Source organism: Floccifex porci (assembly GCF_009696175.1).
GTDB lineage: Bacteria > Bacillota_I > Bacilli_A > Erysipelotrichales > Erysipelotrichaceae > Floccifex > Floccifex porci.
The window spans coordinates 20566-32963 of the sequence record NZ_VUMM01000012.1 but is presented as its reverse complement, the minus strand read 5'-3'; the positions used below and the strand labels follow the sequence as shown (position 1 = coordinate 32963).

13 protein-coding genes and 1 riboswitch are annotated in these 12398 nt (G+C 32.3%); of the genes, 7 read left to right on the top strand and 6 right to left on the bottom strand.

What is annotated here, in order from left to right; translation table 11 throughout:
- Nucleotides 1-55: 55 nt before the first annotated feature.
- Nucleotides 56-916 (top strand): phosphoribosylaminoimidazolesuccinocarboxamide synthase, encoded by an 861-nt coding sequence (locus FYJ50_RS06765; RefSeq protein ID WP_154460396.1) that lies wholly within the window; start codon nucleotides 56-58, stop codon nucleotides 914-916.
- A gap of 28 nt (nucleotides 917-944) precedes the next feature.
- Here the strand turns inward: FYJ50_RS06765 and FYJ50_RS06760 are convergent, their stop codons facing one another.
- The gene (locus FYJ50_RS06760) at nucleotides 945-1811 is read right to left on the bottom strand and encodes a glycyl-radical enzyme activating protein (RefSeq protein ID WP_154460394.1); all 867 of its coding nucleotides are present in this window, start codon (nucleotides 1809-1811) and stop codon (nucleotides 945-947) included.
- A gap of 340 nt (nucleotides 1812-2151) precedes the next feature.
- Nucleotides 2152-2269: riboswitch (FMN riboswitch) on the top strand.
- Between the two features lie 87 nt (nucleotides 2270-2356).
- Here FYJ50_RS06760 and FYJ50_RS06755 point away from each other — a divergent pair.
- Genes FYJ50_RS06755 through FYJ50_RS06730 form a run of 6 tightly spaced genes read left to right on the top strand, consistent with a single transcriptional unit; the run spans nucleotide 2357 to nucleotide 6498 of the window.
- Nucleotides 2357-2959: an ECF transporter S component gene (locus FYJ50_RS06755; protein WP_154460392.1), complete on the top strand. Its 603-nt coding sequence runs from the start codon at nucleotides 2357-2359 to the stop codon at nucleotides 2957-2959.
- A gap of 3 nt (nucleotides 2960-2962) precedes the next feature.
- Nucleotides 2963-3448 carry a pyridoxamine 5'-phosphate oxidase family protein gene (locus FYJ50_RS06750; RefSeq protein WP_154460390.1) on the top strand — a complete coding sequence of 162 codons (486 nt, stop codon included), beginning with the start codon at nucleotides 2963-2965 and terminating at the stop codon, nucleotides 3446-3448.
- Nucleotides 3435-3995: an ECF transporter S component gene (locus FYJ50_RS06745; protein WP_205946464.1), complete on the top strand. Its 561-nt coding sequence runs from the start codon at nucleotides 3435-3437 to the stop codon at nucleotides 3993-3995. The genes FYJ50_RS06750 and FYJ50_RS06745 overlap by 14 nt, the downstream gene beginning before the upstream one ends.
- Before the next feature lie 43 nt (nucleotides 3996-4038).
- Nucleotides 4039-5217, top strand: a complete 1179-nt coding sequence (locus FYJ50_RS06740; RefSeq protein ID WP_154460386.1) for a phosphoribosylaminoimidazolecarboxamide formyltransferase — start codon at nucleotides 4039-4041, stop codon at nucleotides 5215-5217.
- A gap of 43 nt (nucleotides 5218-5260) precedes the next feature.
- Nucleotides 5261-6052 carry a glycoside hydrolase family 25 protein gene (locus FYJ50_RS06735; protein WP_154460384.1) on the top strand — a complete coding sequence of 264 codons (792 nt, stop codon included), beginning with the start codon at nucleotides 5261-5263 and terminating at the stop codon, nucleotides 6050-6052.
- An 8-nt stretch (nucleotides 6053-6060) separates the two neighbouring features.
- A complete protein-coding gene (locus tag FYJ50_RS06730) occupies nucleotides 6061-6498 on the top strand; it encodes a hypothetical protein (protein ID WP_154460382.1) in 438 nt (145 codons plus the stop codon).
- A 22-nt stretch (nucleotides 6499-6520) separates the two neighbouring features.
- Here the strand turns inward: FYJ50_RS06730 and FYJ50_RS06725 are convergent, their stop codons facing one another.
- The 5 genes from FYJ50_RS06725 to FYJ50_RS06705 form a co-directional block, all read right to left on the bottom strand.
- Nucleotides 6521-7930, bottom strand: coding sequence for an amidophosphoribosyltransferase (locus FYJ50_RS06725; RefSeq protein ID WP_154460380.1), 1410 nt, complete (start codon nucleotides 7928-7930; stop codon nucleotides 6521-6523).
- A gap of 86 nt (nucleotides 7931-8016) precedes the next feature.
- Nucleotides 8017-9951, bottom strand: a complete 1935-nt coding sequence (locus FYJ50_RS06720; RefSeq protein WP_154460378.1) for an FtsX-like permease family protein — start codon at nucleotides 9949-9951, stop codon at nucleotides 8017-8019.
- Entirely contained in the window at nucleotides 9944-10711 is a 768-nt protein-coding gene (locus FYJ50_RS06715) for an ABC transporter ATP-binding protein (RefSeq protein ID WP_154460376.1), read from the bottom strand. The genes FYJ50_RS06720 and FYJ50_RS06715 overlap by 8 nt, the downstream gene beginning before the upstream one ends.
- A gap of 53 nt (nucleotides 10712-10764) precedes the next feature.
- Nucleotides 10765-11727, bottom strand: a complete 963-nt coding sequence (locus tag FYJ50_RS06710; RefSeq protein ID WP_154460374.1) for a sensor histidine kinase — start codon at nucleotides 11725-11727, stop codon at nucleotides 10765-10767.
- Nucleotides 11724-12389: a response regulator transcription factor gene (locus tag FYJ50_RS06705; protein WP_154460372.1), complete on the bottom strand. Its 666-nt coding sequence runs from the start codon at nucleotides 12387-12389 to the stop codon at nucleotides 11724-11726. Before FYJ50_RS06705 ends, FYJ50_RS06710 begins: the two co-directional genes overlap by 4 nt.
- Nucleotides 12390-12398 lie beyond the last annotated feature (9 nt).

Here is a 12398-nt window from a genome sequence, read left to right as displayed (position 1 = left end):
TCTACTATTTTTCAATTTATCTTATATAATAAATACGGTATAGGAGGAAATTACTATGAAACCTGTTAAAGAAGGAAAAGTACGTGAAATCTATGATAACGGAGAAAGCCTGATCATGGTTGCGACCGATCGCATCAGCTGTTTTGATGTCATCTTGAACAATACCATTTCAAAAAAAGGAACCGTTTTAACACAAATGTCTAAATTCTGGTTTGATATGACAAAAGATATTATCCCAAATCATATGATCAGCGTTGATGTAAAAGATATGCCTGCATTTTTCCAGCAGGAAAAATACGATGGAAATTCAATGATGTGCAAAAAGCTCGAAATGATTCCAGTGGAATGCATTGTTCGTGGTTATATCACAGGAAGTGGATGGGCCAGCTATCAAAAAGATGGAACCGTTTGTGGAATTAAACTTCCAGAAGGTTTAAAAGAATCGGATAAATTACCAGAACCGATTTATACACCAAGCACAAAAGCGGAAATTGGAGACCATGATGAAAATATCTCTTTTGAACAAAGCATCGTTCATTTAGAAAAAGCTTTTCCTGGAAAAGGAGAAGAATATGCCACAAAGATTAAAGAGGCAACCATTGCTTTATATAAAAAATGTGCCGATTATGCCTTAACTCGTGGAATCATCATTGCGGATACAAAATTCGAATTTGGATTGGATGAAAATGGAGAACTGGTACTGGCAGATGAAATGTTGACACCGGATTCTTCTCGTTTCTGGCCAGCAGATGTATATGAACCAGGTCATTCACAGCCATCATTTGATAAACAGTTTGCTCGTGATTGGTTAAAATCCAACAAAGATCACAACTGGACTTTACCAGAAGATGTCACTCAAAAAACAATTGATAAATATCTTCAGGTATATAAAATGTTAACTGGAAAAGAATTATAAAATTAAAAGGGGATCGCTCCCCTTTTCTTTATCCTCCAATGGTATATTCTATATGTTTTTCTTCTGCATATTTTATTGCGCTTTGAAGTATCGTTTCATCCAATTCTTTTAAGCTGCATTCATAGCTAAGTCCTAATTGTTCATATTTACTGACTCCTAAAATATGATATTTTAAAAAATCAATCTGAATACAGTGAATTGTACTGGCAAAATCAATTCGCTTTTTTATATCTTCTAACTCATCATTGAACTCTGGAACCAATACCATTCGAACAATCACTGGTTTTCTTATCTTTTTCGCATTCTCTAAAATCTGATCATTTTTTATTCCTGTGCATTTTTTATGAAGAAGTGCATCATATGCCTTGATATCCAGTAAAATCAGATCCACTTCATCCAATACAGGATGATAAGGTAAAGCACAGGCTGTATCTAAAGTGACATGAATTCCATATTTATGCAGTTTTTTTGTGCATTCATACACAAAATCCGCCTGTAATAAAGCTTCCCCTCCTGAAAATGTAACTCCACCATTGCTTTGACTGTAATATTCTTTATCTTTTAATAAAATTTGAACCAATTCATCGCTATCCATCCATTTTCCTACATTTTCATACGCTTCAAAAGGACAGATTTCTTCCAGTTCTTTTATTTTTATACATTGACTTCGATTGATTTTAACTCCTGTCGTATCCCACTGTATCCCTTCATAAGCTAAACAGGAACCACAACGATGACATTTTTCTTTATGATACATAACCTGATCCGCTTTTAATAATTCTGGGTTTGCACACCATTTACATCTTAAATTACAACCCACCATAAATACCGTTGTTCGAATCCCAGGTCCATCTTTAGTGGAATATCTTTGTATTTTTCCAATTAAACCATTCATAGAAAAAGTATATCAAATTCCATAAAAAAAAGACAAGGATTGCCTTGTCCATATTCACTTGTATATTATTATTATTTTTTCTTTATTTTAGAAACATCTGTGATTTGTTCACTTACATATTTTTTCTTTATTCTGTTTCTATCTCCTTTTTATTTGCGCATCCTCTTACATCCTATGGTGGAACCATCTTCTTTCCCTTCTTTCTTTTGTTTATTTCTGATTTCATTATAAATTATAAATAAAAGAAGAAAAGAAAAACGGAAAACTTAGTCTTTAAATTGTCCAAATAGGCTTTACATTCCCTATTTATTGTTTTACACTATCAAATGTAAAGTTAATACAACGTCTTTGGGGCAGAGTGAAAGTCTCTACCGATGGTATAGTCCATGAACCTTTTATAGGCCGAATCTGTGAAATTCAGATACCGACGGTTAAAGTCCGGATGAGAAAAGACAGAAATTCTTCTGATTTTTTGTGTGCCCTGTTGCACACTTTTTTGATTTCAAGGCGTTCTTTAGCTTTTATGAATTCAAGGAGGAAAAGAAATGAAGAATTCACGTGTTCGCACAATCACTATGGCAGCTATTATGGGAGCTGTGGCTTTTATTCTACAATTTTTTAGTTTTAATGTTCCTTTTTTATCTCCTTTCGCAAATTTTGATTTCTCTGCTTTACCAGAAATCATGGGAGGATTTATTCTTGGTCCAATTGGTGCAATTGAAATTATTGTGATCAAATTAGGACTGATTTTAGCTTTTAAAGGAACTACTTCCCTGTTTACTGGTGAAATTCAGAATTTTATTTTAAGTTGTGCCTATGTTTTACCAGCCATTCTTTATTATCGTAAAAATCGTACGAAAAAAGGAGCCATTACAGGTTTATTACTGGGAATTATTATAAGCGTCGTGATTGCCATCTTCACAAATTTATATTTGATCTTTCCAGCCTATATTTATTTATACGGTATGAGCTGGGATCAGATTTTAGGAATCTGTGCGGCTGTTAATCCATATATTTCCACAAAGATATCCTTTGTTGCTTTCTCAGTGATTCCATTTAATTTAATTTCCAGATGTACAACATCCATTATCACTTTCTTATTATACAAAAAAATATCAAAACCAATTAAACATTTTATACAGGAGTAATTTATGAAATTTAGTATTGATAAAAATTTAACGTTTGAACAAGCTGTAGACATCTTATTTGAAAAACTGGAAAATTGGAAAATCATGGCCTTGGCCAGTTGTGTGGATAACTATCCAATGGTTCGTAACGTATCCTGCTTATTCTACGATCAGAAAATTTATTTTAAAACCGATAAAAATTTTCGAAAAACGCAACAATTGTTTCAAAATCCTCATGTAGCTTTATGCTGGTCAGGGGTACAGGTTGAAGGAATCTGTGAAAATAAAGGATTGGTCATCGATGAACCCGATCGTCGATTTGAAAAACTTTATAAGAAATATTTATGGGGAAGCTATAATAAATATTCCCATGAAGACAGTGAAATCTTAATTGAAGTAACTCCAAAATTTGTTGAAATCTGGGATACAAGCAGTGATAACTATGCTTATCAGATTTTTATTCATTTTGATACAAAGGAAATTGAAGTTAAACAGTATGACCAGAACTAAAGTCATTACTTTTCTTTCTTTCATGATTTCCATCTCTGTGATTTTACAATATATAGAAATATCGATTCCATTTTTACCTTCTTTTTTAAAGTTGGATTTTTCCGATGTTCCTCAAATTCTTACAACGGCTCTATTAGGACCCTGGATGGGAATTCTGGTTTCTCTTTGTAAAAATGGAATTCATTTATTTATTTCTCAAAGTGGATTTATCGGAGAATTATCCAATTTTATATTAGGTGCTTCTTTCTGTCTGATATTTGGTTATATATGGCCTCATTCAAAAAAAGCAGGAATTCTACTGGCTTGTATTTTTATGGCTTTTATGAGCTATTATTCCAATTATTATTTAATTTATCCTTTATATTATAAAGTTGGATTTTCTCAATCCGCTATATTGTCCATGTATCAGCTGATTGTACCATCTATTTCAAATCTTTCTCAGGCTTTATTGGTATTTAATGTTCCTTTTACTTTTATAAAAGGATTGTTGAATACAGGAATCTTTCTATTGATTTTTTCTCGAATTCGACATTTAAGTCGACTTTAATATCAATATGGTTTATAATTTGCTTGCGAAAAAGGAGACAAACATGAAAGAACTACAATTAAAATATGGATGCAATCCAAATCAGAAACCATCCAAAGTTTATATGCAGGATGGAAGTGAACTTCCTATTACCGTATTAAATGGAAAACCAGGATACATCAACTTATTAGATGGATTAAATGGTTGGCAATTGGTAAAAGAATTAAAACAGGCGACAGGTCTGGCAGCTGCCACTTCTTTTAAACACGTTTCTCCAGCTGGAGCCGCTGTAGGTCTGGAAATGGATGATGTTTTAAAGAAAATATATTGGGTAGATGACTTAGGTGACCTATCCCCTTTGGCTTGTGCTTATGCTCGTGCTCGTGGTGCAGACCGTATGTCCTCTTTTGGAGACTTTATTTCTTTATCCGATCCATGTGATGTAGATACCGCTCGTTTAATCAAACGTGAAGTATCCGATGGAGTTATCGCTCCAGGTTACAGCCCAGAAGCTTTAGAAATTTTAAAACAGAAGAAAAATGGAAATTATTGTGTTCTTCAAATCGATGAAAACTACATTCCTGATCCAATTGAACACAAACAGGTATTTGGAATTACATTTGAACAAGGTCGAAACAATTTAGTCATTAATAAAGAATTATTAAATGAAGTGGTTACCGAAAACAAGGACATTCCAGACAGTGCCAAAATTGATTTGATGATTGCTTTGATCACATTAAAATATACACAATCCAATTCCGTATGTTTTGCCAAAGGTGGACAAGCCATTGGAATTGGAGCCGGACAGCAGTCTCGTGTTCACTGTACTCGTTTAGCGGGTCAGAAAGCGGATAACTGGTTCTTACGTCAATGTCCAAAAGTATTGAATCTTCCATTCAAAGAAAACATTCGTAGAGCCGATCGAGACAATGCCATTGATTTATATATCGGAGAAGAATATATGGATGTATTGGCCGATGGTGCCTGGGAAAAAGTCTTTACCGAAAAACCAGAAGTCTTCACAAAAGAAGAAAAAAGAGCCTGGCTGGATCAGATGCAGGATGTCGCTTTAGGTTCCGATGCATTCTTCCCATTTGGAGACAATATCGAAAGAGCTCATAAATCTGGAGTAAAATACATTGCTCAGCCAGGTGGTTCCGTTCGTGATGACAATGTCATTGATGTCTGCAACAAATATGGTATGGCAATGGCCTTTACAAAGATTCGTTTATTCCACCATTAAGATTATCTTTAATGATAATCTTTTTTTTGTTAGAATATAATTTATGAAGAAAAAGAAAAGAAAAAATGTACTGCATCGTTATTTGATCCTGATTCTGATTTTTTTGATTATTGTCTGGATATCCATTTTTCTATTGTTTGGAATCTATCGTTTATTAACAAAAAATTCCGTTCTGTATAATCCAGATCAGTTTATTGTCAACAAAGATGGAAGGATGACATTTGACAACAATCTCTATAGCACCAAAACAGGAATTGATGTTTCTTCTTTTCAAAGAGAAATTGACTGGAAACAGGTAAAAGAAAGCGGTATTGACTTTGCGATCATCCGCTGTGGATATAGAGGTGCTACTGAAGGTAAACTGCATGAAGATACTATGTTTAAAGAAAATATAGAAGGAGCTCTTAAAAATAATATTGATGTGGGAGTCTATTTTTACAGTACAGCCACTACAGAAAAAGAATTACAGGAAGAAATTGATTTTGTACTGGAATTGATTCAGGATTATTCTTTAGAATTTCCTGTATGTTATGACATGGAATATTTTAATGAGAACGACCGCCTTGCCAGTTTATCCAAAGAAAAGAAAACCCAGTTTGCTTTAGATTTCTGTAAAGCCATGGAAAAAGAAGGATATCGAACTTTAATTTATGGAAATAAACATTGGCTGGAAAATGAATTTGATCTGGAAAAAATCAAAAAATATGATTTATGGTATGCCGCTTATATTGAAAAACCTGAATTAAATGCTCATTTTAAAATGTGGCAGTATTCCAATTCTGGTCAGATTGATGGAATCAGTACAAATGTAGATTTAAATTTATATATCGAATAGGAGTTTATATGAAAGCTTTTATTGTTTTATTTTTATCCGTTCTTTCCTTTTTTATCAGTCTGATCTTCTTAACGAAAAAAGAAGAAAAGATAGAAAAAAATATTACTTCTGATTATTGTACAAAAGGAAAATTAAAAACCTGTTTAGTCAAAAAACATGCGATTAAAGAAGAAGATACATTTACAGTTTACAACGCGAAATATCAGTATAAAGTTAATAAGAAAATCTATTTGATTACAATACAGTATGAAATCAGTCAGAGTGATGAAAAAACACAGATTCCTGAAATCGTTGATATCTATTATAATAAAGATCATCCAAAATGGGCTATTGTGAAAAGTTCATTAGAACCTTTAGAAACATCTCATGCTTTACTTCCTTCTATATTGTTCGCAATCTTCATTTTTCTGATTTTAACACATTTTATAATTGCTCCTATCATTTAAAAAAAGGCAGAATTTCTGCCTTTTATTCTTTTCCATTCCAGCAATATGTACACATTTTACAATGTTCCATTCCAACCGAATCCAGCATATCATCTAAACGATGGTATCTTAAAGAAGTGAAATTTAATTTTTCACAGATCTTATCGATCATCTTCTGATATTTTTCACTGTCTGGATCGGCATATTCCTGTAACAATTCTTTTGTGACATTTTCTTCTCCTTCCAGCTCATTGATAACACGACGGGCAATCAGTTCTGTTTCCGATGAAGAACGAGAGAAATTCAGATATTTACATCCGAATAATAAAGGTGGACAAGCTGGTCGAATATGTACTTCTTTAGCTCCACTTTCATATAAGAATTCGGTTGTTTCTCTTAATTGAGTTCCACGTACAATGGAATCATCAATCAAAAGCAGTTTCTTTCCTTCAATCAGTTCATGCACTGGAATCAGCTTCATCTTGGCAATCAGATTACGCTTTGTCTGAATCGTTGGCATAAAGGAACGAGGCCATGTTGGTGTATATTTAATGAAAGGTCTTGAGAAAGGAATTCCAATTTCATTGGCATATCCCACTGCATGAGCAGTACCCGAATCTGGTACACCCGCAATGACATCTACATCAATTCCTTTATCTCTTCTTGCCAAAAGCTTTCCACAGTTGTAACGCATTTCTTCTACGTTAACTCCTTCATAAGTCGCAGAAGGATATCCATAATATACCCATAAGAACGTACAGATTTTCATATCTTTACCTGGCTGAACCAGTGTTTTACATTGATTTTCATCAAAGAAAACAATTTCTCCTGGACCCAATTCACGATCCAGTTCATATCCCAAATTCAAAAACGCAAAGCTTTCAAAAGTGGCACAGCGAGAATCTTCTTTCTTTCCTAAAATAACTGGTGTTCTTCCCAATTTATCTCTTGCCGCATAGATTCCTTTTTTTGTTAAGATCATTAAAGATAAAGATCCTTCAATTGTATCCAATGCGTATTGAATTCCTTCAATAAGATTGTCTTTCTGATTGATCAAAGCTGCCACCAATTCTGTTGAATTGATTTCTCCATTGCTCATTTCAAAAAAATGAGCTCGATTTTTTAATATATTGTCAATAATTTCCTGAGCATTATTAATTTTACTGGTTGTTGTAATCGCGTAAGTTCCATGAATGGATCGTATTAATATAGGCTGTGCTTCAAAATCTGAAATACACCCAATTCCCATTCTTCCTTCCAATCCATCTAAATCGTGTTCAAATTTAGTACGGAATGGTGAATTCTCAATATTATGTATTGATTTTCTAAACCCTTTGTCTCCATAAGTTGCCAAACCCGCACGTCTGGTTCCTAAATGTGAATGATAGTCTGTCCCAAAATAAAGATCAAATAAACAGCTTTCTTTTGAAGCTACCCCAAAAAAACCACTCATATTGTCCTCCTCATATTTTTTCCAAATATATTATACTCATTTTAGGTCTAACCACCAATAAAAAAATAGAAGTGATTGACTCACTTCTAAGAATTCACAATTCGATAATAAACTCTAGATGTCTGTATATACATAAATATATAAACCATCGCAAAAATCATAAAAGAAATACAAGTTACTATGATATATAGATTTGTATTGGTAAGCTGTAATAAAACCAGTAATTTACGAATCATCGGAAAGGCAAATGCCAGATGAATTCCTGTCATAACCAAAGGAAGGAAAAATAAAGTTAAAACCTGTGAATTAACGGTTCTTTTAATATCCATTTCATCCAATCCCACTTTTCGCATCACTTCAAATCTTGATTTATCCTGCAATCCTTCACTGATCTGTTTATAATACATGATCAATACAGTCGCTATCAAAAACAGTATACTGACAAAGATACCAATAAATAAGAAACCTGCATAAATGGACAACATAAATTTTGCCGCAATGTCTTTTCCTTCATAACTTGTGATAATATCTTTTGCACGTAAAGTTTCATAAATTTCATTTTCCACTTCCAGTTTATTGACACCCTCTTTTAAATTGATACAAATGCTTTTCCCAATGTAAGAAGCCTGATTTCCATAATAGTCCTGATTTAATTTTTCCAATGCCTCCAATGTTTCTCTTGAATCAACAACCACATCGTACGTATCTAAGCCTGTCATCACCGTGATTGGTTTCATTTCAGCTGAAATCTTACCTTTTACTTTAAAGCTCATGTTTTCAATTTTTAATTCTTTTAAATCTTTCTCACTTATCAATACTTCATCTTTATCTAGTTTAATCTTTTCACCTGTATATTTCTCATACGTTTCCAGATCCATAAAATTCAGGTTGAATAAATTGGAATAATCTATGTCATCTACTTTATCCTGATCCAAGATAAAGGAATTATCTAAACGATACGCAGAAAAAATTAGAACATCCACTTCCTGTTTGCTTTCATAATATTTTGAATAATCTTTTAATACATTCTGCAGCTCATCGTTATCAATATATTGTCGTATACATATATCATAAGGATACATCGCATATAGATTTTCTTTAAATCCGATCCATAAACTGACAGTAGAAGATAAAGCCACTAAGATCATAGTGGATAAAATACAGATATTTGCCAGTCCAATTCCATTTTGACTCATTCTATATTTCATATTGGATACATTGATAAAGTGACTGGTTTTATAATAATACGATTTGTTTTTTTGAAGAAACTTTAATAAGGTAATGCTTCCATAGGTGAATAGAAAATAGGTTCCAATCACAACTAAAATAACCGCTACAAAAAAGAATATAAAAGCGGAAATAGGATCTTTTACAGTAATAGACAGTACATAACCTGCTATCAAACATACAAAACCAATTAAAGCGAAAACCCATTTATTTTTTGGTTCTTTCTGTCCTTTCTGATCTTGATGCAGTAATTCAATCGGATTTAAGATTTGAATTCGTAAAATGGAAAACAAATAAGCACATATGAAAATGATTCCAAATAATAAAAGACTAAAATAGATTCCATCTATCGAAATATAAAATCCAAATTGAATCTCAAGAGAAAAAACTTTTAGGATCAGTAAATACAGACCTTTATCCAATAATATACCCAATCCAATTCCAATTATTAAACAAAGGATAGATACAATAAAGGTTTCATAAAAGACAATCAGATTGATATGTTTCTTCTCCATTCCCAGAATATTATATAAGCCAAACTCCCTTGTTCTTTGTTTCATTAAAAATCCATTTATATAAAAGATAAAAACAATAGAAAATAAAGCAATCACGATCACTCCAAAGCGAAGCATCAGCTGCATTTCATCCCCACCCATCATTTCCTGTATATTGGGATTCATTGCCAATGAATAAATGGTATAAAAAGTCATAACCATGAAGATACAGGAAATCATATAAGGTAAATAATACTGTTTATTATTTTGTATATTCTGTAAGGCCAGTTTTCTATACATGGAAAGCACCACCTGTACTCATAACTGTTAACGTATCCGATATCTGCTGATACATTTCTTCTTTTGTTTTCTTTCCTTTATAAATCTGATGGAATACCACACCATCTCGGATAAACAAGACACGAGACGCATAGCTGGCTGCTAAAGTGGAATGAGTAACCATCAATATTGTCTGTCCATTTTCATGAATCTGTGTCAACAGATCCAATAGATCTTTTGTGGACTTTGAGTCTAAAGCTCCCGTTGGTTCATCTGCAAGAATCAGTTCGGGATGCGTAATCAAAGCTCTAGCCAAAGCCACCCTCTGTTTCTGTCCTCCTGATATTTCATAAGGAAATTTATTTAATAAAGAAATGATTCCTAAAGAAGTGGCAATCGGATTTAATCTTTGTTCCATTTCCGATACGCTGGTTCCATTTAAAACCAGAGGAAGTAAAATATTATCTCGATTGGAAAATGTATCCAGTAAATTGAAATCCTGGAACACAAATCCTAAATGATTTCTTCGAAAGGAAGACACTTCTTTTGAAGAAAGATGCGTAATGTCTTTTCCATTTAAAATGACTTTTCCACTGGTTGGTTTATCTAAAGTTGCCAGTAAATTCAACAAAGTGGTCTTACCCGATCCAGATTCTCCCATGATCGCAACAAATTCTCCTTTTTCAACACTGAAATTGACATTTTCTAATGCCTGTACCTGTACATTTGAAAATCGAGAAGAATATATTTTCTTTAAATTCTTTGTTTCTAAAATATTCATAAACTTTCTCCTTTTTTTGACAATTACAGTTTAAAAAAAGATAGTCTGTTTAACTATCGATTTTCCTTACATGTTTCTAACAAAAATGTAATATACACTTTTGTTCCTTCATTTAATTTTGATTCTATAGATATTTCATGATTTAAAGACTTACATATTCCTTTACATAAATACAATCCCAGCCCACTGGCTTTATGGTCCATTCTTCCATTGTATCCTGTAAATCCCTTTTCAAATATACGATGCAGATCTCCCTGTTCAATTCCACAGCCATGATCTTCAATAACTAAAGAAGACGCTTTAAAATAAATATGAATGCTTCCTCCTTTTTTTGAATATTTGATCGCATTGGATAAAATCTGCTGAAGGATGAACACAAACCATTTTTCATCGGTTAATATCTTTTTATTTGTCTGTTCAAAGTTCATCGAAAGATTCATTGAAACAAATTCATACGCAAAATAATGAATGGATTTTCGAATCATAGTATCCAAATCATAAAATTGAAAAAGATAATCCGTCTGTTTACTGTTCATTCGAATATAAGCCAAAGTCATATCGGTATTCTGGTTCATACGAAACAATTGGCTTTTACATGCCTTCACATCAATCGTATCACTTTCTAACAGCAGTTTCATAGCTGCAATGGGAAGCTTCATCTGATGAACCCAGATGGAAAAATAATCTTCAATATTACGAATCTGTTCTTCTAAAGAATCATTCTGTCCAATAAGATTCTTTTCTCTTTGTTCAAATGCCTGTACCAGATTCATTTCCAGTAAAGAACCTTCAAATTCAATTTTATCTTCTCTTTTTAAATATTCTATCTGTTTTAATTTTTTATTATAAAAATAAAAATCAATCAAAAGAATACAGATAAAACATATACTGATCAATAGATAACCATATAATAATGCATCAAATGGTAAAGAATATAAATAAAAAATCAAAAAGAAAGCCATAATAATAACTATAAATAAGATTATAATTTCTTTTCGATCTTTTATATATTTCATATACTATACCCTAATCCTTTTTTTGTTGAAATAAAATCAACAATTCCAATCTTTTCCAGTTTTTTCCGTAATCGATTCACATTGACATTTAATGTATTTTCATCCACATAAAAATCCGTTTTCCATAAATATTCCATTAATTCTTCTCTTTTTACTACTTTATTTTTATGTTCCAATAAACACGTTAAAATACGGGCTTCGTTTTTTGTTAATTCAATGGTTTGTCCCTGATAAGAAACTTCCAATGAATCCACTGAAAATAAAACACCTTTATGTTCCAATGTCATCGCTTCACTAAAATCATAACAGCGTCTTAATAAAGCTTTGATACGATAAGCCAGGATCTGAAGATCAAACGGCTTTATGACATAATCATCTCCACCTTGATCCAAAGCCATAACCATATTCATATTATCTGAAGCCGAACTGATAAAAAGAATGGGACAATTCGACGTTTCTCTTATTTTCTGCGTCCAATAATATCCATTAAAGAATGGTAAAGATATATCCATTAAGACAATATGAGGATTTTCCTGTATAAATTCATTATATACATTTGAAAAATCTTGAATCAGACAAACGTCATAATTCCAGGACATTAAAAATTCTTTTAATTTAGAGGCAATTATATAATCATCTTCTACAATCATTACTTTATACATGATTTCATT

Excerpts from the sequence above, each read along its gene's own strand:
- FYJ50_RS06740 (WP_154460386.1), top strand. The coding sequence starts at position 4,039 with ATGAAAGAACTACAATTAAAATATGGATGCAATCCAAATCAGAAACCA.
- FYJ50_RS06765 (WP_154460396.1), top strand. The coding sequence starts at position 56 with ATGAAACCTGTTAAAGAAGGAAAAGTACGTGAAATCTATGATAACGGA.
- FYJ50_RS06760 (WP_154460394.1), bottom strand. The coding sequence starts at position 1,811 with ATGAATGGTTTAATTGGAAAAATACAAAGATATTCCACTAAAGATGGA.
- FYJ50_RS06755 (WP_154460392.1), top strand. The coding sequence starts at position 2,357 with ATGAAGAATTCACGTGTTCGCACAATCACTATGGCAGCTATTATGGGA.
- FYJ50_RS06710 (WP_154460374.1), bottom strand. The coding sequence starts at position 11,727 with ATGAAATATATAAAAGATCGAAAAGAAATTATAATCTTATTTATAGTT.
- FYJ50_RS06715 (WP_154460376.1), bottom strand. The coding sequence starts at position 10,711 with ATGAATATTTTAGAAACAAAGAATTTAAAGAAAATATATTCTTCTCGA.
- FYJ50_RS06745 (WP_205946464.1), top strand. The coding sequence starts at position 3,435 with ATGACCAGAACTAAAGTCATTACTTTTCTTTCTTTCATGATTTCCATC.
- FYJ50_RS06725 (WP_154460380.1), bottom strand. The coding sequence starts at position 7,930 with ATGAGTGGTTTTTTTGGGGTAGCTTCAAAAGAAAGCTGTTTATTTGAT.
- FYJ50_RS06720 (WP_154460378.1), bottom strand. The coding sequence starts at position 9,951 with ATGTATAGAAAACTGGCCTTACAGAATATACAAAATAATAAACAGTAT.
- FYJ50_RS06735 (WP_154460384.1), top strand. The coding sequence starts at position 5,261 with ATGAAGAAAAAGAAAAGAAAAAATGTACTGCATCGTTATTTGATCCTG.
- FYJ50_RS06730 (WP_154460382.1), top strand. The coding sequence starts at position 6,061 with ATGAAAGCTTTTATTGTTTTATTTTTATCCGTTCTTTCCTTTTTTATC.
- FYJ50_RS06705 (WP_154460372.1), bottom strand. The coding sequence starts at position 12,389 with ATGTATAAAGTAATGATTGTAGAAGATGATTATATAATTGCCTCTAAA.
- FYJ50_RS06750 (WP_154460390.1), top strand. The coding sequence starts at position 2,963 with ATGAAATTTAGTATTGATAAAAATTTAACGTTTGAACAAGCTGTAGAC.